The sequence below is a fragment of the Anabaena sp. CCY 9613 genome, assembly GCF_963920895.1.
Classification (GTDB): domain Bacteria; phylum Cyanobacteriota; class Cyanobacteriia; order Cyanobacteriales; family Nostocaceae; genus Cyanocohniella.
Genome location: NZ_CAWUDE010000006.1, coordinates 1 through 22914 on the forward strand (window position 1 = coordinate 1; position 22914 = coordinate 22914).

The following is a 22914-nucleotide window of genomic DNA, read 5'->3' on the forward strand; positions in this document are numbered from 1 at the left end:
GTCCATCCCCACCTTGCTTCGCTGAAAGTGGGGACTTCCGTGATTCCGTTAAAAGATTAAGGAAAGCTATTATTGCAACCATTGCATCTCCAATGATTGGCTCGATAGAGGATTATACGTGGGAAGCAATTTTTCATTATATTAAGGATATTCCTTTATCAGACCCTGCGCTGGGACGCAGCAAGCTTCTATATGATGCTGTTGATTTGGTTACTAAAACAGGTTGGTCACTCAAATCTCTCCAACTGAATAGGCTAAACCTTGGAAGTACATTTTTCTTTGTGATTCAAAGAGCAGATATTATCAAAAAGGCTATCCAATTGGGGTTTACTGGCTTAACGGAGCAATCATCTCCTAATGAACTGGGTTCAGCTATTATCCAACATTGGAACGAGAAGATTATTTCTAGTCAAGTAGCACAGAGTGTTGTTGCAAGTTATGAAAGTATATTCCTCAAAACTATCAAAGGCTATGAGTACATTTACTGTGAATTTCCACTCCATCCTCTTGACCCAAATCAGTTTACTTGGGCTTGGACAGTAGATAAAATTACAGGGCGATCAGGTGCAGGACTACAGGGAAGCATTGCAGGCAAAATAGAATTGGTTTGGTATAAAAATCAGAAACAACTCTTCAGAGCTAGAACTATTCCTACACAAGCAGTTCGCATTACAGTTGACAGAACTCGTCTGACACTTGACCGGTATGTAGAGACAGTTATTTCAGCTTTGGAAGATCAAATCCACACTCAATTTTCTGACAATGAGCCTGAATAATAGATGAAGCGATCAATTTAGCTAGGAGTGGGGGAACAGATTCTCCAATTTGAGAAGCCATCTCAGTGTATGTCCCCAAAAAGTGAAAATTATCTGGATAAGAGTGTAATCTTGCTGCTTCACGTATTGTAATTGTTCGATCTTGAGTAGGGTGAAAAAACCTACCCGATCCGGGATGGAAAACCCATCTTGTGATGGTTCTTGCAGGCTTATCCCAGTAAAGTCTTCCGTATGCACCACTGTAGTGTTTCTTCGGTGCTAATTCAGTAGGTAAGTCCCTCGCATCTTGTCCTTCACGAAGAGCGCGTACTCTTGACAATTGAATTGGAGTTAAAGCGCGAGCGACATGATTAACAATTCTTAAGCTGTTATGGCGAACAAAAGATTGATATGTAGTTTGTGGAGCCAAAGGATAAACTTCAGCATTATAAGCTTGCCCTGCATCTAGTTGCGGTAAGTCTCCAATCGCATCTCTAACGGTGACCAGTGGCGAAAGATTTGTATCTAATAAATTAAGCTGATTACAAGACTTTGTGGTTTTATAGTCACTTTTAATATCACCAAAATTTGTTGGCTTAGGAAAGCGAAGAGTATGATCTAGACTAGCTAGAAAAAAAGCTCTGGATCTTGTTTGTGGTATTCCATAATGTGCCGCATTTAGTGATGAATAAATAACTTTATAGCCTAAAGATTCAAGTTGTTTTGTAATTTCTTCTGTAATTACCCCATTGTAAGCCTTTAAGATTTCTGGCACGTTCTCTATTAGAGTATAGAGTGGTCTAAACTCTTTGACAAATTCCAAAAATGTTCGATATAGATGGTTACGAGAATCACTAAGATAACGATAACCAGCAGGCGTATTTCTGGACAATCCCTGACAAGGAGGTCCACCAATCAACGCTGTTAGTTCTTCTTGCCGCAAACTTAATGCTAATCTGAGATCAGAAGGACTTATCTGACGTATATCCTGATTAATAATTTTAGTATTTGGATAATTATGCTTATACGTTGCCAAGGCTTTTGAGTTTATATCAATTGCACATAAAGATTCAAAGCCCGCTAAGTGAAATCCCGTTGTCAAACCGCCTGCACCAGCAAATAAATCAATAATTGTGTTTTTCATTATTGAATACTATAGTATTCAAGATACATCGTCAAGTACATTGACCACTTATCCAAGGCGATTGCGACTAGCGATCGCAGCATAGCAAACTATTAAATACCAAGGACGAGAGCCTTGTTTGGAGATTTTCTCCCAGACAATAATAGCGGAAATGGTCAAGCAGACCCAAACTAAAATCCATTGGAATGAATGGAATTAGGGCTTCAAAAGTCAACCAACTGGGACGCTGCAAGTTTTGAAACCAAGGGTCTTGTAGCGATGTCAACAAGCCACCGCCAAAAAATAGTGCCGCGGAAACTGCTGTGATGATCCATCTAGCTTTTACACTTTTAGTTTAGAACTAGGTTAAGATGCCTGGATCTATGTTGGTAGGGAGTAGACAGTAGGATTTCTCCAAGGTTGCCAAACCTGCTGCGTCACTTCCATATCACCGGACTTAACCACCGCATCCCAACGAGTTTTTTCGCCTTCCCGCCAAAACTGCAAGTCTACACGCGCATTACCAACTTCTACATGGTGAAGTTCGAGTTCAAGTAACCATTCTGGTAAATGTGGATCAACATAAAGCAACTGATTAGGCGCATCAGCTTGTAATCCCACTATGGCTTGAATTAACTGAAAAACTGATGCAGCAGCCCAACCTTGGGGTACGTTGGCTTCTATATAGGGAACTGGGAAAGCACCTGGTTCGCGTTTAATACCAGCAAAGAGTTCTGGTAGACGATAACTTGCAAAATATTTAGCTGCATCAAAAATACCATGAGCAACTTGGGCAGCTTCACTAGCAAAACCATAGCGTTTAAATCCCAAAGCTATGATGCCGTTGTCATGGGGCCAAATAGAACCTAGATGATAAGAAAAAGGATTGTAGGCAGGATTATCAGTGCTTAAAGTGCGAATACCCCAACCACTCCACATATCTGGTTGCATGAATCGCTTAACTACCCGCGCTGCACGTTCGGGACTAGCAATACCACTCCACAGACAATGACCAGGATTAGAAGTAAGCGATCGCACTTGTTGTTTATCTGGATCTAAACTTAAGACATAACAATCTAATTCTTCACTCCAAAACTTTTCTTCAAAGCTGACTTGCAGTTTCGCGGCTTTATTACGTAATTCTTGAGCAAACTTTCCCTCACCCAACACATCAAATACTTCTGCCATCCGCATCCAAGCATCAAAAACATACCCTTGTAATTCACATAATGCCTTTGGTGCTTTTACCTGACTACCATCTGGATAAACAATGGCATTTCCCGAATCCTTCCAACCTTGATTTTCAATTCCGTTAGGAGATTTGGTTTGGTATTCTTGCAAGCCATCGCCGTCTAAATCCCCATACTTATCAATCCATTCTAAACAACGTAATGCTGTATCCCGGTTATCCCGTAACAGTGAATCATCACCCAACCACTTCCAGGTTTCATGTAAGGTAATCAAAAATAATGATGTAGCATCAGCAGTACCGTAATAAGGTGTATGGGGTATTTTGGCAAAATGTGCTAATTCACCTTGGCGAATTTCATGCAGAATCTTACCGGGTTGAGCATCGCGCCAATCGTCTAACTCAGTAGCTTGTAACTGTCCTAGTTTTTGTAGCGCGCCACGGGCAAAACCAGGATGGACAATCATATTTTGCAAACTGATAATTAAGCTGTCACGTCCGAACAGCGTCACAAACTTCGGTACACCTGCTGCTGGTAGCCAAATATCAGGGACAAAATCATAATCGTATAATCGCAGTGAACCTAAATCTTCAATTGACTGGCGATATAGTCGCACCACATCTTCGTTAGCGCAGACAATATCAGTTACAGAGTCCCGCCATTGACAATGTAGCTTTTCAATATCTGTATTGATAATATTGGGATCTGCCATTGCTTCATAACAGAAATCAACGGCCTCCCGAATATGCTGATGATCAATCAAATTAAATTTGCCGCAAGCGTGCCAAGTTGCACCAGGTTCTAATACCACGTCAAAAGTGACGCAACCATTAGCATAGTGAGGACGAGACGAGTAATTACAAGGTTGGTAAATTAAACAACGGTAAAAATTGTCATTTTCATAACTAGTTTCTAGTTGATGTTTTTCTTCATGCCATCTCGTTTCAATCTGTCCCCGATGGATACATTGCTGTGATTCTACTTCGAAGATATCAGCAAAGTCTGAACCTAAGGCAATTTCCAGATTAAAGCTGACAGCTGCTAAACCATGATTGGTAATGTCGAGATCTTCATGAATTCCTTGTTCCACCGTCCGGCTGATGATTAAGGACAAATCACCTTGAGCAACTTTGCCTTTTTTCGATGTGAACGCAGGATTTGTTAAGTAAACTCTTGCTGCATAATATTGTGTCGTAGACGAAGTTAAACGAACCCAAGCTTGACCATCCACATAGCAGGCATAGTGACTTAAAAAGCGGGTATCATCAGAAAAAATACCCGTATGACCATCAGAATTAATTTGTCCACTCAGGTCAGTTGCCATAAAGGTACTGCCATGATTAATCATCAAAATAGGTGGGCCAACCGTTACTCGCATAATTAAATTGTTGCTCCTTCCTTGATTCTGCTGAGTTCGGGAATTACCTGTTTGCCAAAAACTTCAATGAAAGCCTGCTGTTCAAGGTTGACGTTGTGGAGATAAATTTCATTAAAGCCGAGTTCTATATCTTGCTTTAGCCATGCGATATGTTGCTGAGGGTCAGCCGAAATACGTACATATTTATACATATCTTCTGGTTTGACAAACTCTGCGATCGCCTCAAATTGTTGGGGATGCCGCAAGTCTGTCAACACAGGACTTTGAAAGATATTTGTCCGCCATTGGTCAAAGGCTCCATGCAAAGCTGTTTCCTCGTCTGCGGCATAAGACATTTGTACTTTTAAATACATGGGTTTGCCTTCTCCACCGCCCCGAAGGAATGCTGCCACAACTTGTTTGAGTTTTTCGTAGGGATGAGAAACAGTAATTAATCCATCTGCCCAACTTCCCAGCCATTCGGCTGTAGGCGGTGTAATGGCGGCGCCAATAATTAACGGTGCTACTGCTGGTCTGGTATATAACTTAGCTGCTTCCACACTGACTAAACCGTAATGAGTCACGGTTTCACCTGTCCAGAGGGCGCGCATAACGTCTGCACATTCCTTAAGACGCAGATTGCGGACATTTTTCTCTGGCCAAAAATCGCCTGTAATTTGCTCATTCAAAGCTTGACCACTACCCAAAGCCACCCAAAAGCGCTGGGGAAACATTTCACAGAGGGTAGCCGCAGCTTGAGCGATAATTGCCGGGTGATAACGCTGTCCAGGGGCGCAAACTACACCAAAGGTTAGGGGTGTAGCCTGCATGGCGGCACCCAACCAAGACCAAGCATAACCGCTTTCTCCTTGGCGATCGCTCCACGGATGAAAGTGATCAGAACAAGATATGCGACTAAATCCAGCTTGTTCAGCTGCTTGGACGTATTCTAAAAGTACACTCGGTTTAAACTGCTCATGAGAGGCGTGATAGCCAAATATCGCCATGATTTTGCCTTCAATCTCCTTTTAAAAGTCCCAGGACAAGTAAATTGAATCAAGAAACAATTACTAACCTAATAAATAACTAATACCTCTAAAATAATAGTAATATTTATCTATCTAATAGTTGATTCTTTATAAGTAAAAAGACAGAAAGATTCCCTCTAAAAATGTCTTTTACAAGAGAATTCTCTGAATATGATTTATTTTTTAAATTATTGACTTTAAAAAGGGCTACCCTCTAGCGCCTCGCTCTGTCATCGGCGCAAAAATAACTGCGTGATGTAATAGGTGTTATTTACTCGCCAAACGCCTACGCCTGTTTCTGTAAAAACTGGACGGAGAATATTAGCACGATGTCCAGGACTTTTCATCCAACCATCAACCGCGACATTTACAGGTTGCGGAACGTTTGTACCTTTGAACAAATTTTCACCTACCACCCAGTAGATGATACCACCAGACTTCGCTCTGTCTTGCAAATTACTACCATCGGCACCAGTGTGGCTGAAAAAATTTTGTTCTGCCATTTGTCGGCTGTAGTCACGGGCTACTGCTGCTAGTTGTTCATTATTCTGTAAGGGTTGTAGCTCATTTTCTTGACGCACCTCGTTAATGCTTTCTCTAATGCCTGCCTCTATTTGGGTAGCTGTGGCGGATTGGGGTGGGAGTGGAGGCTGTTTTGGCCTGTCAGTTGGCATCTGGACTGTAGGCAACGGTGGCAAATACTCAATCGCCTGTTCACATCCAGTTAAGACAAACGCCATCGCCATCCATGCTAACCAGCGTTTGTGCTGAGAATTCATTAGCCGTTTCATCAGCGCTACCCTAAGAGAAATTTTTTATTACAGCTTTGCCATACAAATGTGACCAATAAATAATAATCTAAGTTCCAAATATATTTATATTTCGCTTTTATACAGGTGTTGTCATATTAGTGTCACATTTAGATACAAGGCTAAAAAACATAAAGTTTTTAGGTGTATATTTTGCTAATGCTATCCCAAAAATCACAAGTTATTTCTGCTTGTTTATCCTGGTTGAAATTTACTTTATCAGTGTTTTTTATATTGATGATTAGCGGTTTAATATTGTTGCCAGTATTCACATTCTTGCGTGTGCCTTCTTTTGTGTTGGGTAATGACACGATCTGGTTGTTACGTTGGCAATATAGTCCGGAGGCTAGTTTTGCTATTACCTTTAACCCTGGTATTGTGTTAGCCATCGCATCTGTTATTGGTGTTTTGAAAATGATTTATAACAGCAGACATAAAAGGAGACAGACAAAATGAGAATTGGGCAATGGTTGGGATTTGTCGTCCTGCTGGTCTCACTTTATATTCTTTGGCAAATTCGCCAGTTATTATTGCTCATATTTACAGCTGTAGTGCTAGCAACAGCTATTGGTAAACTAGTGCAGCGATTGCAACGGTCGAGAATGCGGCGAGCTTTGGCTGTGTGGCTGAGTTTGGTGATTGTGGTTGGGCTATTAATTATTTGTTTCGTGCTGATTGTGCCACCGTTTATTGACCAATTTGAGGAGTTAGTCAAGCTGTTTCCTGCCGGACTGTCTCGAATTCAGCAGGTGATAACTTGGTTAGAGCTGACCATTGTTGGGCCATATCTACCGAATATACCAGATATTGATAATCTAATTCGCCAACTGCAACCTTTAGGTGAAATTCTGTTGGGACAAGCGATCGCTTTTTTCTCTACTGGATTTACTGCGGCACTAGAATTTTTACTGGTCATAGTTTTAACTTTGATGCTACTAGTTAATCCCCAACCCTACCGTCAAGTCTTTGTGCGCTGTTTCCCGTCATTTTACCGCCAGCGAGTTGAAGAAATTCTCACTTTGTGTGGCGAAGGTTTAGGAAACTGGACGGTTGGTGCTTTAATTGAAATGCTCTTTATTGCCTTCCTCAGCGGTTTGGGGTTATTAATTTTACGAGTACCCTTAGCATTAGCTCATGCTGTACTAGCAGGACTGTTAAACTTTATTCCCAATATTGGCCCCACCTTGAGTGTAGTTTTACCAATGGCGATCGCTTTTCTCGATGCACCTTGGAAGGCGATCGCCGTCTTAATTTTATACCTCGTGATTCAGAATGTAGAAAGTTACTGGCTAACTCCCACAGTTATGGCCAAACAGGTAGCGCTATTACCTGCTTTTACCCTCACAGCCCAAATTTTCTTTGCCAGCTTCTTTGGTGCTTTGGGGTTAGTGATGGCGCTACCGTTGGCGGTAGTTGCGAAAACATGGATCGAAGAACTTGTCTTTAAAGATGTTTTAGATAGGTGGAAGCAACCGTCTTCTTAGGGACTGGGAATCAGGGGTAATGGGGAAAATTTATCCTCATCCCCCGCCTCGCATTTCTCCTTAAATATCCATATCGTTATGCTGCAAAACATCCTCAAGCATAGGTGCAAGTTCTGTATTTAACCTACCAGACCGGACAAATTCCGCATAAGTATCCGCCTCAATTGCCAGCAGTTCTTCCCGGAATTGTTCAGTTGTAAAGCTGCGAAGATTGGGATACTCATCCTGTAATTTATCAATTTTAATTTGTAAATTTTCAATCTCGCCTTTAATTAATGTCTCCTGGTAACGGTAAAATTCTGGTTCAATACCTGGACGTGTATCTGCTTGGAGGTGTTGCAAAACACGTTCTAAGGCGACATGACGGGTAGCTAGTTCTGAATATCGTTGACGTAAGGGTGCATCACCCAAAAGATTCAGTTTCTGCAACAAGGGTTTAATAGACAAACCCTGAACAAGTAGGGTAAATAAAACTACACCAAACACAGTAGCAATAATTTTTTCTCGCTCTGGTAATCCTATAGGTACACTCAATGCTAGGGCAATAGAAACGGAACCACGGACCCCACCCCACCAAAGTACAGTTTGTTCAGCTAAAGGGATTGTATATTTGGTAATGACAGCACTCAAGTTGCTGAGGAGATAAATAGCAACTGCCCGCATCAAAATCATGGTGGCTACTGTCACGGCAATAATTTGCAGGTTTTCTCCCAAAATAGCAAAGTGAATTTGGTCACCAATCAACAAAAATACTATCGAGTTGACAAAAAACGCCAAAAAGTCCCAAAACTCGGAAACAATCACTCTAGTCCGGGGATTCATACCTATACGAGAGCCAAAGTTACCCAAAATTAAACCTGTGGTGACAACCCCAATTACCCCAGAACCACCCAATTCTTCAATAATCAGGTAAGTACCGTAAGCACAAACTAGAGTTAAAGACTGTTCCACCATCGGCAAATCGAAGCGTTGAGTGAGGTAAGAAATACCAAAGCCAATTAATCCTCCTACCGCCACACCAATACCGACAACGGTAAATAACTGCACTACCACTGGCTGGAAAGCAAATTCGGCATTGCCCAAAGACAGCGCCACCAAAAAACTAAAGGCAACTACAGCCATACCATCATTAAACAAACTTTCGCCTTCCATCATGGTGGTCAGACCTTTGCCGACGCCCAATTCACGAAATAAAGCCGTGACAGAAACTGGGTCAGTAGCAGATAAACTAGCGCCAATAAGTAAAGCAGTAGAAAGAGAAAGTCCGGCTAGTTGATTAAGACCGATAGCGATACCTGCAATGGAAATGACCACTCCAAACACTGCATACAGACAAATGGTGACAAAGTTGCGTTTTAAGTCTGCCCACCTCAAATTCCACGCAGCTTCAAACAATAGTGGTGGTAAGAAAATGAACAAAATTAGTTCCGGAGAAAGGGTGACAAGGCGGACATCCACAAATGCCAACCCTGAACCAACAATTACCAATAGTAAGGTATAAGGTATGTGGCGAAACCAACTAAATATCTGAGGTAAAGTTGCCACCCCTAAGGAAACCGAAAGTACTAAAAGAAACTGCTTGAGATTAGTGGTGATAATTTCCTCACCAATTGCTGATTCCATCACCATAAGGAAATACCTGGTATGTTGCTTTGCTTATTTTCACCTGACAAAAATCAGATGGTACCAATTTAATGTGGCACATTTTGAGAAATTTGCCGTCCTGATTGCGGCTGATTGAGAGCCAAAGGGATTCGTCTAATTGTTAATTAGATTAACAGCTTGCGTGGCGCGATAGCGTTCGCGTAAGCGTGTCCCCTTAGGACTCAGCGGTGCTGCAAAGCAGATCGCTATAAAAAAGTCGGAGTTATGATCTCTGCTCAAGTAATTATCAAATATTCTAGTTACTTGCTTATAGATCCAAGCAATTTTCTGAATCAGATACATATGTGAAATTGAATAATGCTTCTGCTAAATTTTCCAACTGTCGAGTAGATAATACTCGCAGTCGTTCAATCAACGATGTATCTATTTGGTTGAAGCGTCGATTTAGTAAACGATTAATCATCCGTGTTGCACCTTGTTTATTTCTCTTATTTAAGATATCTTGACAAATAAATAATTTTTACATTAATTACCAAAATCTCAGTGGATGTTACTGAATTAGTCAAGGTTTCAATTATTCTTCTGTTAGTTGCTACAGCCGTAGCGCTTCTATCCCGTAGGCTGAAAGTACCTTATGTCGCGGGTTTAGTGTTGGCAGGATTAGCAATTACTGAATTGCTTCCACGTCGTATTGGTTTGAATGATTCTTTAATTTTGAATTTGTTTTTACCGATTCTAGTATTTGAAGCAGCTATTAACACTGATATCAGTCGTCTCCGCAGCACAGTTAAACCCATTGCCCTACTATCAGGACCAGGAGTAATAATTTCTTCTGGGGTAACGGCATTACTGTTGAAATGGGTACTAGACTTCGATTGGATACAGGCACTTTTATCTGGGGTAATTTTGGCAATTACTGATACTGTTTCCGTGATTGCCGTGTTTAAAGAAGTGCCAGTTCCTGCGCGACTTTCTACCATTGTTGAAGGAGAAAGTTTATTTAACGATGGTGTGGCGCTGGTTTTATTTAGCCTGATTTTACAATTTAATGCGGCTGGTTCACTAACCATTCTAGATGGATTTCAAGAATTTTTTGTGGTAATTGTGGGCGGTACTTTGGTCGGACTAATTATTGGCTATTTAAGTACAGGTTTATTTATTCGAGCAGATGAGCCACTCAGCAGTATTTTACTCACAATGGCAGTGGCTCTTGGTGCTTTTCAAGCTGGGCAATTGTTGGGTGTATCTGGTGTAGTCGCAGTAGTTGTGGCTGGGCTAATTGTGGGGACTAAAGGACTTTCGGGAAATGTATCGGCTTCTACTCGCCTAACATTATTAACTTTTTGGGAATCCCTCGGTTTTGGTGTTAATAGCCTGATTTTTTTATTGATTGGTTTAGAAGTCAACCTCATCACACTCTGGAATACTTTGCCAGCAGTAATACTAGCAATTTTCGCTTACCAAATGGGACGGATAGTTTCTGTTTATCCACTATTAGCAATGGTAGGTTTGTTTGACCGCTCCATTCCGTGGCGTTGGCAACACGTGTTATTTCTCGGCAACATTAAAGGTTCGCTATCGATGGCATTGGCGTTAACTTTACCTATAGAAATTGTAGGGCGAGGAACAATAATTTCTATAATTTTTGGCACAGTTTTGCTATCTTTATTGGGACAAGGTGTAAGTTTACCTTGGTTAGTAAAACGTTTAAATTTATCTCAATTTTCAAAATCTCGTCAGCAGATAGAAGAAATGCAAGCCCAATTAATCACAGGTAAAGCAGCACAAGATGAATTAGATAGCTTATTGAAATCTGGAGTATTACCAAAAGCCGTCTATGAAGAAATGCGTTCAGCTTATCAAGTAAGAATAGCTGGTGCCGAAAAAACACTACGAGATTTTCATAATCGTCGCCCTGAGGAGTTTGGTAATAAAAGAAGTGATAGTAGTAAACTTGATGCCATTCGTCGCCGTTTACTGTTAGCAGAAAAAGGTGCGCTGAACGAGGCTATGCGAAAGCGCATTCTTTCAGAAGAAATTGCCCGAGGACGCCTTAAAACTATAGATGAACAATTACTACAACTAGATGATGATTAAGCCTCTTGAATCACTATTGCTAAAGGGTATCTTGATTTTCACTAATATTTTCTGATTGCTCTAAGTAGAACGACTTGAAAAAACCAAACTATGTAAACTAATGTAAATTTACCTAAAATCAGTTCGTAGTCAGGACTTTAGTCCTGATTTGAGAACTAAAGTTCTCACTACAAACCTTTAATTATTTACCCTGTTCTACTTACCTGGGGACTGCATAAAAAAATCAGGGCAAACATATCTAGTCAGTGTGGTCTAAAAAACCAAAAATTCTTTATTGGACTAAATATTATGTTCATTCGTTCTTTAGCTTTTACAACTTTCAATGCAGTTTAAACAGGCTAAAAAAAAATCCTTGTTTGACACGCCCTTAGCAAAACAAATTTCACTGAGCTTATTTTTCTAAAAGCTAGGAGAGTGTCAATATAATAGGACTTACGCACTCGCTACGAAAATCAAGGCTTTGAGATTACTTCCCTACGGTCGCAATGACGAAAATACGTGGTTAGTTACGTAATTCCTGTATAAGTAATCATCCCAACTCCACATTAAAGTTACTAACACCCTTCAATAAAATCAATAACTTGGTGTAAAAATCCTGGTTTAGTGGCAATCAAAACTGTAGAATTAGGCTCGACAATAGTGCTGCCGTTAGGAATAATTAAATCTGTATGGGGATGGGATTGATAACCAATAATTAAAGAACCACTGGGGAAACTGGGATTTTGCGCGATTTCAGCCAGACTACGACCCACAACATAACAATTGTCGGGAATAGCCATTTTTAGCACCTCAATCTGTCCTTGTTCAAAATGCATCATTGATTCTACCTGGGGATACTCAATGGCATTTACCATTGTGGAAACTGCTAATTCCACAGTACTGATGATATGACTGGCTCCTGATAGACGCAGCGGCTCAGTAAAATCACGGTGACGCATTCGTGACAAAATATGAGAAACACCGTAGTGTTTGGCAAGAGTTACCATTGCTAAGTTCAAAGCATCACTTCTGAGGACAGCTGCTAGAGCATCCGCTTTGCGAATCCCTGCTTCTAATAAGGTTTCTGTACTCACGGCGCTACCCTCGAAAGCCATCACTCCTACTTGTTCACGGGCATAGTGGCAAGCTGTAGGATTGTTGTCAATCATGGCAACAGTATGCCCAAGTTCTACGAGTTTTTGCGCCAAACTTATTCCTAATAAGCCGGCTCCACCTATTAACACGTACATAATTTGTTTATTTGAATAAACTTACTTAATATTCACACATTGAAAAAGGGGCTAGAGACTAGAAGAAAGAAGTAGCGGTATTAGGCGTCTGGTTCCATCCCCAAAGTCCTCAATTGGGCTGTCAAGCGTCTTCACTAATAATAAATTGCCTTGCAAATCCCAACAGCGCAGCCAAGGTTGGCCAGATTGGTTGCAGAGGTTATGAGGCTACCTTTGCTAGGAAGTGAGGGTTATTTTTTAGTCTAACAATGAAAAACTACGGTTTTGAACCTCGCATGACTAGATATCACGAGTATGGGGTTTGCAGTCATCAAAGTTAAGTCGTCTTGCAAAATAAATAAAATTATTTGGTAAACAGAGGTAACAGGTAAGCCAGGAGGCTGTGGTGTCCAGGGGAAAGAACTTGATTACTTTTTCTTCCTGTTTCTGCGGTCAAGATAAGTAGATGTATCTTTGGGTGGTTAAGTCAAGATTATGAAATATTTATTAATATAATAATAGTTCAGTGTCAGGAGTCCAAACCAGTTTTGAATAATCAAGCATCAGAACTGTTCACCGATGGAGCAAAGGATTATGAAAGACCAGCAATCATCAGACTCTAAGGAATTTGTCGGCAATCTCAAGAATGGAATTTGGCTGTTTGGCCTTTCATCTTGGCTATTTGGCATCACTGATCGCAGTATTGCTTCCTTTGCGGATGGCTATCTATCGGCTGTGGATTTGACGCAATTATTTACAGCAGCGACATTTTTTGTAGCGTGGTTATTTTTGAAGCCAACACGGGCTTAAGTAATTGACAATATTTGGGACTTTAAATAGGGAATCCCTCTATATATCTGGTTTCTGTTTTCTGTAAACTCTTAATCGACAAATTCCGTAGTATCATATTTTAATTCTGCGGTCATTCCCAAGTGCGATCGCCTCCGGTGAAATGTAGCCAATCACTTAAATGCTTGGTAACTTCTTACCCAGTCAACCAAACATTTTCAGAGGATAGATTGCCGATACCCCTTTAATAACTATTAAAGCAGAGAATCACACAAGGCAAAAATTTAACTCTACCGTTGCTTGATTCTCCACATTAAAAGTGAAAGTGATGAAAGTAGCTTAAAAATTATCTAGGATAAATGTGGCGTCTATTCCCCCATCCTGGATTAACAATAGCTGCCAAATCTTCGTCCGACAATTTACTGATTTCATCTTCCAGTTCTTCTACTGTAAAGTCATAGCCGCATTCTCTGGCAATCTCGATAAAGGCTTCTGCATTATTTGTTGCTTTGAGTCTGGCTTTCAATGCTTGATCTTCTTTAACAGCGTGCAAAAGTTGAGCAGTTTTTTGCTGTGCCATAATATTCTATTTCCTGTTTTAAATATTAAATTGAAAAATAGAGCCAATGCAATTGAAAGTAGCAATGAGTTAAACAAAATTTAGAACTTACATTGCTCTACTTTTAAATCATCACACTATTTTTATTGATTTGTCTTATACCATTAGAAAGAAAAATGAGGAGAAAATAGCATCACAACTGCCATATTTTCTATATCTTCCTCATCTGAGGTGCGAATCAGGTAGTATTGACAATATTTATGCGCTGGTATAGTTACATATAAAAAAGCTAAAGAAGTGAATCTCTAGCTCATAAAACGCAAACAAAAAATTCCTAATTGGAAATACCTAAAATCCTTATGGAATGGGAATTATAAATTCCGCGCAGCCATACTAGATTCTACCGAGGTTATGCAACCCTAAAATAATACCTGCACCTAAGATATGACCAAAGGCTGTAGTTGCTAGTACCGCAGGTAAACCAAAACCACCAAAGAAATTAGCTGAAGGTAATGCTGGCTCGGAACTGGGGTACTTCATGGTGAATTTGCCAAAAGTAATGGCAATGATGTTAGCCAAAATCATGATTACACCTACAGTAGGACTCCAATTCAAGGGTGCAGTTGCAGCAGCGATTAAGGTCGAAGGTAACACCTGATTTTGCTCCTGAAAATTTTTAGTGGTTGAAAGTATAATCTGAATATTTCCGAACTAAATTCAAGAAAAACCTCTATTTTGCATCAATATTTAACAGTTATTCTCAATCCTTAATATAAAAACTGTGCCGTTAGTATCGAGTAAGTCATATTTCCCATGTCGGCTATATTAATCAATGTTATGGCTAGCCTATAGATCCACTTATAACAGACGCGATCGCTCTCAATATAATCTACACTCAAAGTGAGACCGATTGTATTTGCAGCTTCTGTTATGTCCTCAATTATAGATTCTTTGCCACCTGCTCTCGCTAAAATCGTCCAGCGCTTTCAACGTGCTAGTGAACCGAAGCGACGCTATGAACAACTAATCTGGTATGCTCAGAAGCTCAAGGATTTCCCAGAAACTGGCAAAATACCAGAAAACAAAGTTCCTGGTTGTGTGTCTCAAGTTTATATCACCGCAACCCTGGATGACGGTAAGGTTGTATATCAGGGTGATTCTGATTCCCAGTTGACCAAAGGGTTGGTAGGACTTTTGGTTGAGGGTTTAAATGGACTCACTCCCAGTGAAATTGTGCAACTAACTCCAGATTTTATTCAAGAAACTGGTTTAAATGTCAGCCTCACGCCTTCCCGCGCCAATGGCTTTTACAACATTTTTAAGACCATGCAAAAAAAAGCACTTGAATGTAAGTTAGATTTGCCTAACTAAAAAATGTATGGTGATAAAGTGCCCAAATTAGGAGTTGCTCAACATAACAGCACTTTTCTTCAAGATAAAGTACATCATTCTAGCCTCTAACCCCTAGTCCAATGACAACTAATTTGGTATCAACCCCTGATTCTGTAGGATTTGGTGGAGTAGTTAAAGAATATACCTGGAGTTGGGAAAACCAACCCTTACGCGTTATTTATGAAACCATTGGTACAGGTTCACCCATTTTGCTACTACCAGCTTTCAGCAGTGTTTCCACACGTGCAGAGATGGGAGAACTGGCCAAGTTACTAGCTTCTCACTTTCAAGTTACAGCAGTAGACTGGCCGGGATTTGGACAATCTTCTCGTCCTAGTTTAAATTACCGACCGGAAATATATCAGCAATTTCTGGAAGATTTTATCACAACTGTTTTTCTTACTCCCATTATTGTAGTAGCGGCTGGTCATGCTTCTAGTTACGTCTTGAAACTAGCTGTAAAGCAACCTGATATTTTTTCGCGGATTGCTTTGTTAGCACCCACTTGGCGCGGCCCTTTGCCAACAATGGGGGCAAATCCCCAAATAGCAGATATGGTGAAAGGATTAGTGCGATCGCCTATAGTAGGTCAAGCACTTTACAAACTCAACACCACTCCATCATTTTTAAGTTGGATGTATCGCCGTCATGTTTTTACCGATGACGCTAAACTTACACCCAGTTTCATCGAGAAGAAATGGCAAACAACCCGAAAACCAGGCGCTAGATTTGCATCTGCGGCTTTTGTAACTGGTAATCTCGATGCGATACGTGAGCAATCTGATTTTCTCGCACTGGTGCAATCTTTGTCTGTACCTCTAATGGTAGTAATTGGCAAATCTAGTCCACCAAAATCACGCGCAGAAATGGACACAGTAGCAGCCTTACCTAAAGTACAAAGCGTTGTGATTCCTGGTTCCCTGGGATTACATGAAGAATACCCAGATGTCGTATTTACAGCCATCGAGGATTTCTTGTTATCTTCATGAAATGATAATCTCGCACCCAAAAGTAATTGTGAAAATTACCTCTGGATGCGAGAATAAAAGGTTAGTTAAAGCTGCTGCTAAAACGTTTCTTGAGTCGAGAAACAGATAAACCTAAAAGAGCAACCAAGCTAAAACCGATGGTGGTTGGGGGTTCAGGTACTTTGGCTACTTGAAAATCAAAGCTAAATGTCCCAGATTCCTGAAAATTAGAGCTTAAATCTACGAGTTGGAAAGTTGCAGAGTAATTTCCCACTGGTGCAGTTGCATCAGTCCAAAAAATCGGAGTGAATGCAAAATTATCACCACTGCCAATTGTGTGAATATCACCAACATTATTGACGATATTCGGGTTTATCGCGTTGCCAATATTCAAGCGATCGCTAATTGATGCTAATTTTAGACCAATGGTTGCACCAGTTAGTGAAGCATTCCAGCGACCATCAGAACTATTAAACAAAACCTGCGCTTCTAAATCTGGAGAATCTTGCAGCGATGCTAAAGGTTCTATCTTCAAATCGCTATATGGTTCATGGGTATCAGTACTAACTAAGCGACCAGAGTAAATACCTGTACCTGGTAATAATTTTAGCGGAGAAATTTCTGTATAAGACTCTGGTATGCGGTTATTGGTACTGGTTGATTCAATGGTTGGGTTTTCTATATCTCCAAAGTAGCTATAAGCACCAATACTGTGAAAATGATCCCCGTGGTTATAGAGAAAGGTCAAACGATTGTAGTTGGGGTTATCTAATCCACTGTATATCCCTCTGTTGAGAACCTGTAAAGCATCTACACCGATGAAATATTCAGTCTCATGTGTGTGATCATCATGAGCTTGTGCTGGCGAAAAAGCGGTAGATACAACCAGGGGTGTTGCAACCAAAAAGCTGACTGCTAGAGATGCAGTTGCTTTTCTGATTGGAGTTCCTGGCTTTTTTGAGCAGCTAATATTATTGGAAACTGCCATGCTTCTCCATACAGTATAATTTTTACCTGTGATAACGATTATCATTATTTTTAGGGTGTTGTCAATTAAGGAATTGTTAAAAAATCCTGTGATTCTTAGGTGACATACTCCTACACTGTATGCGTATGTCACTGCGGTTAGAGGCTAGAGGTTATACACACCTCATGTAATTTGCAATTGCTAATACTTGTTTTGATGTTTTCAAGCCGCACACTCGTGACTTCCAGTCATGTGGCAAATCAATTAGCCAAAAATAGGCAATAAATTTACCAGATTTATTAATATCTCGATAATAATTTGCTTGAATCAAATAGCGAATTTCACTATTCCAAAAATCGATTTCTTGTTGCCAACCAGCTTGTTGAAGGTAAGCTTGACTCCAAAAATTAGCAAAAGCCATACGGGCAGAAGTAATGCCTGTTCATTGACGCATTTCGTCTTGAATTTTTTCCAGATTACTGCTTTTATCTGCCACTGCAAAGGGATTATCTTCAATGATTTGCAAACTTAGTAGACGTAATTGGGATAATTCTTTTTCTACTTGAGGCGATGGTAAGCCAGAGGATATAACTTGGATAATAGCAATAAGTCATTTAATGTATTATAGGTTGAAAAAATAATATTATCTCATCCGCCAAGACGCGATTGTTTATTCTGATATTTTAAAATCAGCTAACAGAACAAAGCCTTCAACTCGACAATGTAATGCTTCTATCCATACAACTAATTCATGATTACTATTGTGATACAATGTGTAATCTAAATCGTCTTGCACAAAGTACATTTTATTTAGGGGGTTGAATATTTGGGTGGCAATATTTTGATTAAAGCGTTTATCCAATAATTGTTTTAGCTGGATAACGTCAAGTTTGGCTACTGCAAAACTTAGGACATTGTGATTGCTATTGAGAGTTTGCTTCATCTCAATTAAATTTTGATATTCTCTTCTACCGAGGGTTCCCTGAGTAGGAATCAGCAGTGCAGCAATTCCACTACCCAAGTTTTGCTGGTTTAATGCAAAGTAACGCCAATCACCATAAGCATATTGAATTAATTTGTTGTCCCCATCGGGTAAAACTAATTGGGAATGTAAACCCTGATCAATAACGTAGACGGTTACTGGCTGGATTGGTTTAGGTGGAGGGATGATGACTGCGGGAGATGCAATCAAGACGAGTGCGATCGCAGCCAGAACTGACAGAATGAATAAAAGAATACGACGTGAAATACTCACTATTACGTGTGACTTTAGTTTCTCTGGGAGAAGGACGAGTTTGTAACCAAGCAAAGAAGGCAGCAGTACCCACTAAAATTGTGGTGATACCTGTCACCAATTGAAGCATGATGCTGTAGCGCATAATTCAAAGTTAATCAAATATGGGACTGTCTGGAAAATAGTGAACAGGGCACACTTAAACCAGATTAAAGTGTTCCATGTGGATATTAGTTGTGGGAACCTCCAGTTGATGCAACGCTGCTTCTACCTGATCCATCATTTTGGGTGATGCACAAATAAAATACTGCCTTGTACCTCTGCGTTTGGGTATATGACGTTCTAAAAGTTCCTTATCTACATAGCCTGTTTCCCCTGACCAATCTTCTGGGGGATCTTTGAGGACATGGACAACGGTTAGGTCTAATTTTTGCTGCAATTCATGGAGTTCTTCACGGAAAGTAATGTCATCCCAAGTTTTGCTGGCATAGATTAATATGTAGGGGCGTTCATCTTGGCGTTCTGCATGGGTCAATAGCATACTAATCATGGGCGTGATGCCAATACCACCGGCAATTAAGACAAAGCCCGCCGTATCTTCATATCTATCAGTGGTGAAAACTCCATAGGGGCCGTCAAGAAATGCTTTGGTTCCAGGTTCTACGTCTTTGATTCTTTTGGTAAAGTCTCCCAACGCCTTGATACTAAACTCAATGCGTTCAGTATTGTCTCCGCTAGATGACATGGAAAAAGGATGTTCTCGCATCCGAAATGGTGAAATACCTAAGGTAATCCAAGCAAATTGACCAGGCTGAAAACGAAAGCCTTCGTGTCCTCTAGGTCTTAATGCTAATGTCCAGACATCGCCCCGTTCTTGACGCACTTCTTCTACTAGATAAGGCTTTTTGGTCATGAACATGGGTTTGACTAAACGCACATATATTAGTAGCCAAAGGGCTGTCAGCGCGATCGCTGTCCACAAAACTGCTTTCCAAAATAGTCCTAAGTAATAGCCTACCCCCAAGCCATGTGTTAGTCCCAAACTAATTGCCAGGACTGCCAAAATACCATGAGATGTACGCCAAGGTTCATAGGGAATTTTCAACTGTTGACGCCAAATAGTTGTGACAATTAACAATATCAAAGCTACTGTAGCTAAAACTGCGGCTCTAGCACGCCAAGGGGCTGTGACAAAGTTTAACAACTCTCGTGTTTCTGGCTGCACCACGAACAAAATTAACGGGTGAAGCAGAATAAATGCAAATGCTACTAAAGAGATGTAGCGGTGAAATTGCAGGATGATATCAACACCATAGGATGCTTCTATGCGATTGATGCGGGCTGTGAGGGCAAATTGTAGCGCCATCATCGCTAGACCAATGAAACCCAAGGACACAGAAAACTCAGTCCAAAACTCTCTACCCGTCGGCGGATATATGAGCAAAATAAGTAGGGGCAAAACGGTAATAAATATATAAGCCCCGATCCAACCTGCTGCTACGACTACAGGATTGTGCATTAACAAACTTTTCATAGCAGCTGTTCTCCTAACTACCAGTTTTTAATGAAGCTTGCGATCGCCTGTTGATTTCTGGCCAGTTGACTACGTTCCACCAATTATTTAAATACTCTGCGCGACGGTTGCGATATCTCAGGTAATATGCATGTTCCCACACGTCGTTACCCATAATCGGATAATACGCGCCATCCATAATGGGATTGTCTTGATTAGGTGTGGTGACTATTTCCAGTTCCCCGCCTGGGTTCCGCACTAACCATACCCAACCACTACCGAAGCGATCGCCTCCTGCTTCGTTAAACTGTTTTTTAAAGCTGGCAAAATCACCAAATTTTTGGTTAATTTCTTGGGCAATTTCGCCTGTGGGTTCTCCACCACCATCAGGACTCATGATTTGCCAGAAAATAGTATGGTTGAGATGCCCACCAGCATTGTTGCGTACCTTTGTCCGAATATTTTCGGGAACACTGTCTAAATCCCGAAGCAAAGATTCTACACTTCTTTTTTGTAAGTCTGGCTCCTGTTTTAAGGCATTGTTGAGGTTATTCACATAGCTAGCGTGATGTGCATCATGATGTAGTTTCATGGTTTCCGCATCAATAGCTTTGCCTAAAGCCCCAAAGTCATAGGGTAATGGTGGTAATTTGGCTGTGTTTGCACTCAGTTCACCATCAGGAGAAGCTACAGGAGGGAAAGTGGTAGTTGCGGTGGTAGTTGCGGTAGGAGTTGCAGGTTGTGATTCAGCACTAGGTACTGTTTGACAAGAAATTAGCAGAACTGTCAAGAGCAATCCTGAAAGAAAAAAGCTTATTTTATTTCGCAAAAATTTTGTCATAATTTTCTCATTTGCGTCTATTTTTTATTCTCAAAAATTCAGACTTTACTCTGATTTCAACAGCAAACAGTATTTTATACTGCTGTCCGCACAATACTCAAGAGAATAGAATTCACAATTGCTAAAGTAAAAGATCCCAGCAATGCACTCCAAAAACCCCATCTCAGGGTAAAACCTGGAACTAAGGCAGCAGCCAGTGCAAAAATGATGGCATTCAATATAAAGAAAAATAATCCAAAACTCAAGAGAATAAATGGAAACGCGAAAAAAGTGAGAATTGGCAAGAGAATGGCATTCAATATGCCAAAAACAGCAGCAGAAATAGCAGCTTTACCAAAATTATCAATTTCAATTCCCAAAGGAAGTCGAGAAATAATTAAAAAGCTGACGCTGGTAACTATCCAAGTGAGAATAATACCCAACATGATAATACCTCTATATACGATGTAATTACGTTAATTCTTCCAAATTTTACCCCATATATTACTTAATTACAAACTGGCTTCAAGAGTAATTACATTTTTAATAAAGACTTAATAATGGATAAAATTTTAACATAACCCATTGTGATTATAGTTCATTTCATTAATATACTCCTTTTGACATATAGTGGAAAATTTCTGAACAAAACTATCGGCAGATATACGATAAATTATATTTTGTTAAACATATAATTGAGGCATAAGGAAATACAGGTTTTGTCTTTAATTAACAAAAAAAATTAAGAATACCTGTTATCTCATGATTTGATCGGCTAGGAATTTCCCAGATATACTAGTGGAAAGTTTAAAACTAACTAAACATCCAAAGTATAAATTATTTATTTTCTATAGCAGTTCTAAATCATTTTTGAAAGATCATTTTTTATGCTTGGCTCTCTTGGCCTGGGCTTGAGGTGTATTCCTGATGTCTTCTTTAATTTTACAACTTATAGAGGAAGTATTACTATATACCTATTTTTACTATATTCTCAGGCTGCAAAAAGCTAATCAAAATTTAATTTCTTATTCATTGGCTATTCTCTTACTTAATTAATTACTGATTGTGGCTCCAAAATTACCAATTAGCTTTGTATCAAAACAAACACACAATAATTAGATAGCCGAGGTTAAATAATATGTCTGTCGAGCCAATCCTGCCCAATAAAGTAGCTGATAATCTCAAGTTGCGTCAGGTAATTCAGAGCGAAATTAGATCACAACCAACACAACAAGATAGCTTAGATGTCTCTGATATAGCTCTTACTTTATCACCCATTGCCTTAATTTTCAGTTGGGTAGTTTTTTTCTTGATATTACAAAAAATTCGGACTGTTTTAGATCATAAAATGGTCTTTAGTATTAAGTCCTTACATCAAGTACCCTGCCGTAATTGTCGATTTTACTCCAATAATCATTATCTCAAATGTGCCGTAGAACCTTCTTTGGTTCTCACCGAACAGGCGAAAGACTGCTCTGAATATGCCCCTAAAAATGGGAAATTTTCTCCAAAAAACCCTTTAAAATAATATTATAATCATTTCGTAAATAATTAAGCTGCCTGACCCAAATTTCGTTGGCGTTGATTCAAGTAGCCAAATGATTGGCTGTAATTAAGTCGTAGTGATTAATATTAGCCTGAAGATACCAGCGCTTAAATTCCAGAGGATGAGGAAAAATATTAATAACTAAGACAGGTTTATGGGGATTTCCCTCTTGAAAATAGAACCTAAGCAAAAACCTTGCATGATAATTTGTAATTAGGAAAGGCTTATTGGTTATTTCAGACGGATTGCAAATATCACCGCAAGTATAGTAAATGATAATTTTTTTGCCTCTAGCAAACGATAGAGAATTGAGATATATCTTTTGAGTTTGCTGTGGAAAATCTAACTTCCAAATCAGGAATTCAAAGTCTTTATCCTACGAGGCTACCGTTTACACACAAGTCTTATCAAGTTTCCTAACAGCGTTTCGATACCCCCTAACCCCCCTTGAAACCAGGGCTGTTTCATTC

General features: G+C 39.9%; 23 protein-coding genes and 1 pseudogene. 7 read left to right on the plus strand and 17 right to left on the minus strand.

Translation table 11 applies throughout. From position 1 onward, the window contains the following. Positions 1 to 80: 80 nt before the first annotated feature. On the plus strand, positions 81 to 776 hold the full coding sequence (locus ACM0OT_RS08665) for a hypothetical protein (RefSeq protein ID WP_414564232.1): 696 nt from the start codon (positions 81 to 83) through the stop codon (positions 774 to 776). On the opposite strand, the gene ACM0OT_RS08670 is transcribed toward ACM0OT_RS08665, so the two are convergent. The 5 genes and pseudogenes from ACM0OT_RS08670 to ACM0OT_RS08690 form a co-directional block, all read right to left on the minus strand. Further along, complete coding sequence (locus ACM0OT_RS08670; protein ID WP_414563969.1) at positions 718 to 1899, minus strand: DNA cytosine methyltransferase; 1182 nt, start codon at positions 1897 to 1899, stop codon at positions 718 to 720. The genes ACM0OT_RS08665 and ACM0OT_RS08670 overlap by 59 nt on opposite strands. Positions 1900 to 1968: 69 nt before the next feature. Further along, positions 1969 to 2209 (minus strand): annotated as a pseudogene (locus tag ACM0OT_RS08675) (tryptophan-rich sensory protein); the annotation flags it as partial. Positions 2210 to 2259: 50 nt separating this feature from the next. Next, a complete protein-coding gene (locus ACM0OT_RS08680) occupies positions 2260 to 4446 on the minus strand; it encodes a glycogen debranching N-terminal domain-containing protein (protein WP_414563970.1) in 2187 nt (728 codons plus the stop codon). Positions 4447 to 4448: 2 nt separating this feature from the next. Then, positions 4449 to 5432 carry a TIGR03885 family FMN-dependent LLM class oxidoreductase gene (locus ACM0OT_RS08685; RefSeq protein WP_414563971.1) on the minus strand — a complete coding sequence of 328 codons (984 nt, stop codon included), beginning with the start codon at positions 5430 to 5432 and terminating at the stop codon, positions 4449 to 4451. Positions 5433 to 5683: 251 nt separating this feature from the next. Continuing rightward, positions 5684 to 6232 carry a CAP domain-containing protein gene (locus ACM0OT_RS08690; RefSeq protein WP_414563972.1) on the minus strand — a complete coding sequence of 183 codons (549 nt, stop codon included), beginning with the start codon at positions 6230 to 6232 and terminating at the stop codon, positions 5684 to 5686. Positions 6233 to 6714: 482 nt separating this feature from the next. Here ACM0OT_RS08690 and ACM0OT_RS08695 point away from each other — a divergent pair, with 482 nt between their 5' ends. Then, positions 6715 to 7746, plus strand: coding sequence for an AI-2E family transporter (locus ACM0OT_RS08695; protein WP_414563973.1), 1032 nt, complete (start codon positions 6715 to 6717; stop codon positions 7744 to 7746). A 60-nt stretch (positions 7747 to 7806) separates the two neighbouring features. Here the strand turns inward: ACM0OT_RS08695 and ACM0OT_RS08700 are convergent, their stop codons facing one another. Together ACM0OT_RS08700 and ACM0OT_RS08705 are read right to left on the minus strand one after the other, a co-directional pair. Then, on the minus strand, positions 7807 to 9375 hold the full coding sequence (locus tag ACM0OT_RS08700) for a cation:proton antiporter (protein ID WP_414563974.1): 1569 nt from the start codon (positions 9373 to 9375) through the stop codon (positions 7807 to 7809). 283 nt (positions 9376 to 9658) lie between these two features. After that, entirely contained in the window at positions 9659 to 9862 is a 204-nt protein-coding gene (locus tag ACM0OT_RS08705) for a DUF4351 domain-containing protein (protein WP_414564233.1), read from the minus strand. A gap of 32 nt (positions 9863 to 9894) precedes the next feature. Between ACM0OT_RS08705 and ACM0OT_RS08710 the strand changes: the two genes are divergently transcribed. Next, positions 9895 to 11448, plus strand: coding sequence for a cation:proton antiporter (locus tag ACM0OT_RS08710; protein WP_414563976.1), 1554 nt, complete (start codon positions 9895 to 9897; stop codon positions 11446 to 11448). Between the two features lie 554 nt (positions 11449 to 12002). Here the strand turns inward: ACM0OT_RS08710 and ACM0OT_RS08715 are convergent. Next, positions 12003 to 12677, minus strand: coding sequence for a potassium channel family protein (locus tag ACM0OT_RS08715; protein WP_414563977.1), 675 nt, complete (start codon positions 12675 to 12677; stop codon positions 12003 to 12005). A 573-nt stretch (positions 12678 to 13250) separates the two neighbouring features. On the opposite strand from ACM0OT_RS08715, the gene ACM0OT_RS08720 reads away from it, so the two are divergent. Then, a complete protein-coding gene (locus ACM0OT_RS08720) occupies positions 13251 to 13466 on the plus strand; it encodes a hypothetical protein (protein WP_414563978.1) in 216 nt (71 codons plus the stop codon). Positions 13467 to 13791: 325 nt separating this feature from the next. Here the strand turns inward: ACM0OT_RS08720 and ACM0OT_RS08725 are convergent, their stop codons facing one another. Beyond that, positions 13792 to 14025 carry a Nif11-like leader peptide family natural product precursor gene (locus ACM0OT_RS08725; RefSeq protein ID WP_414563979.1) on the minus strand — a complete coding sequence of 78 codons (234 nt, stop codon included), beginning with the start codon at positions 14023 to 14025 and terminating at the stop codon, positions 13792 to 13794. Positions 14026 to 14397: 372 nt separating this feature from the next. Next, the gene (gene psaK / locus ACM0OT_RS08730) at positions 14398 to 14658 is read right to left on the minus strand and encodes a photosystem I reaction center subunit PsaK (protein ID WP_414544354.1); all 261 of its coding nucleotides are present in this window, start codon (positions 14656 to 14658) and stop codon (positions 14398 to 14400) included. 276 nt (positions 14659 to 14934) lie between these two features. Here psaK and ACM0OT_RS08735 point away from each other — a divergent pair, with 276 nt between their 5' ends. Both ACM0OT_RS08735 and ACM0OT_RS08740 read left to right on the plus strand, forming a co-directional pair. Then, on the plus strand, positions 14935 to 15375 hold the full coding sequence (locus ACM0OT_RS08735; RefSeq protein WP_414563980.1) for a SufE family protein: 441 nt from the start codon (positions 14935 to 14937) through the stop codon (positions 15373 to 15375). Positions 15376 to 15476: 101 nt separating this feature from the next. Then, positions 15477 to 16385: an alpha/beta fold hydrolase gene (locus ACM0OT_RS08740; protein WP_414563982.1), complete on the plus strand. Its 909-nt coding sequence runs from the start codon at positions 15477 to 15479 to the stop codon at positions 16383 to 16385. 61 nt (positions 16386 to 16446) lie between these two features. Here ACM0OT_RS08740 and ACM0OT_RS08745 read toward each other — a convergent pair whose 3' ends face one another. From ACM0OT_RS08745 to ACM0OT_RS08775, 7 genes are all read right to left on the minus strand, one after another. Beyond that, entirely contained in the window at positions 16447 to 17352 is a 906-nt protein-coding gene (locus ACM0OT_RS08745; protein ID WP_414563983.1) for an all3515 family Zur-repressed PEP-CTERM protein, read from the minus strand. A 151-nt stretch (positions 17353 to 17503) separates the two neighbouring features. Further along, entirely contained in the window at positions 17504 to 17752 is a 249-nt protein-coding gene (locus ACM0OT_RS08750; RefSeq protein ID WP_414563984.1) for a hypothetical protein, read from the minus strand. Between the two features lie 249 nt (positions 17753 to 18001). Then, a complete protein-coding gene (locus tag ACM0OT_RS08755; protein ID WP_414563985.1) occupies positions 18002 to 18523 on the minus strand; it encodes a DUF2459 domain-containing protein in 522 nt (173 codons plus the stop codon). Further along, on the minus strand, positions 18486 to 18695 hold the full coding sequence (locus ACM0OT_RS08760; protein ID WP_414563986.1) for a hypothetical protein: 210 nt from the start codon (positions 18693 to 18695) through the stop codon (positions 18486 to 18488). The genes ACM0OT_RS08755 and ACM0OT_RS08760 overlap by 38 nt, the downstream gene beginning before the upstream one ends. Positions 18696 to 18764: 69 nt before the next feature. Then, a complete protein-coding gene (locus ACM0OT_RS08765) occupies positions 18765 to 20099 on the minus strand; it encodes a ferric reductase-like transmembrane domain-containing protein (RefSeq protein WP_414563987.1) in 1335 nt (444 codons plus the stop codon). A gap of 13 nt (positions 20100 to 20112) precedes the next feature. After that, entirely contained in the window at positions 20113 to 20919 is an 807-nt protein-coding gene (locus ACM0OT_RS08770; protein ID WP_414563988.1) for a superoxide dismutase, read from the minus strand. Positions 20920 to 20993: 74 nt separating this feature from the next. Next, positions 20994 to 21344 carry a phage holin family protein gene (locus ACM0OT_RS08775; protein ID WP_414563989.1) on the minus strand — a complete coding sequence of 117 codons (351 nt, stop codon included), beginning with the start codon at positions 21342 to 21344 and terminating at the stop codon, positions 20994 to 20996. Between the two features lie 692 nt (positions 21345 to 22036). Here ACM0OT_RS08775 and ACM0OT_RS08780 point away from each other — a divergent pair. Next, entirely contained in the window at positions 22037 to 22426 is a 390-nt protein-coding gene (locus ACM0OT_RS08780; RefSeq protein WP_414563991.1) for a hypothetical protein, read from the plus strand. The last annotated feature ends 488 nt before the right edge of the window (positions 22427 to 22914 follow it).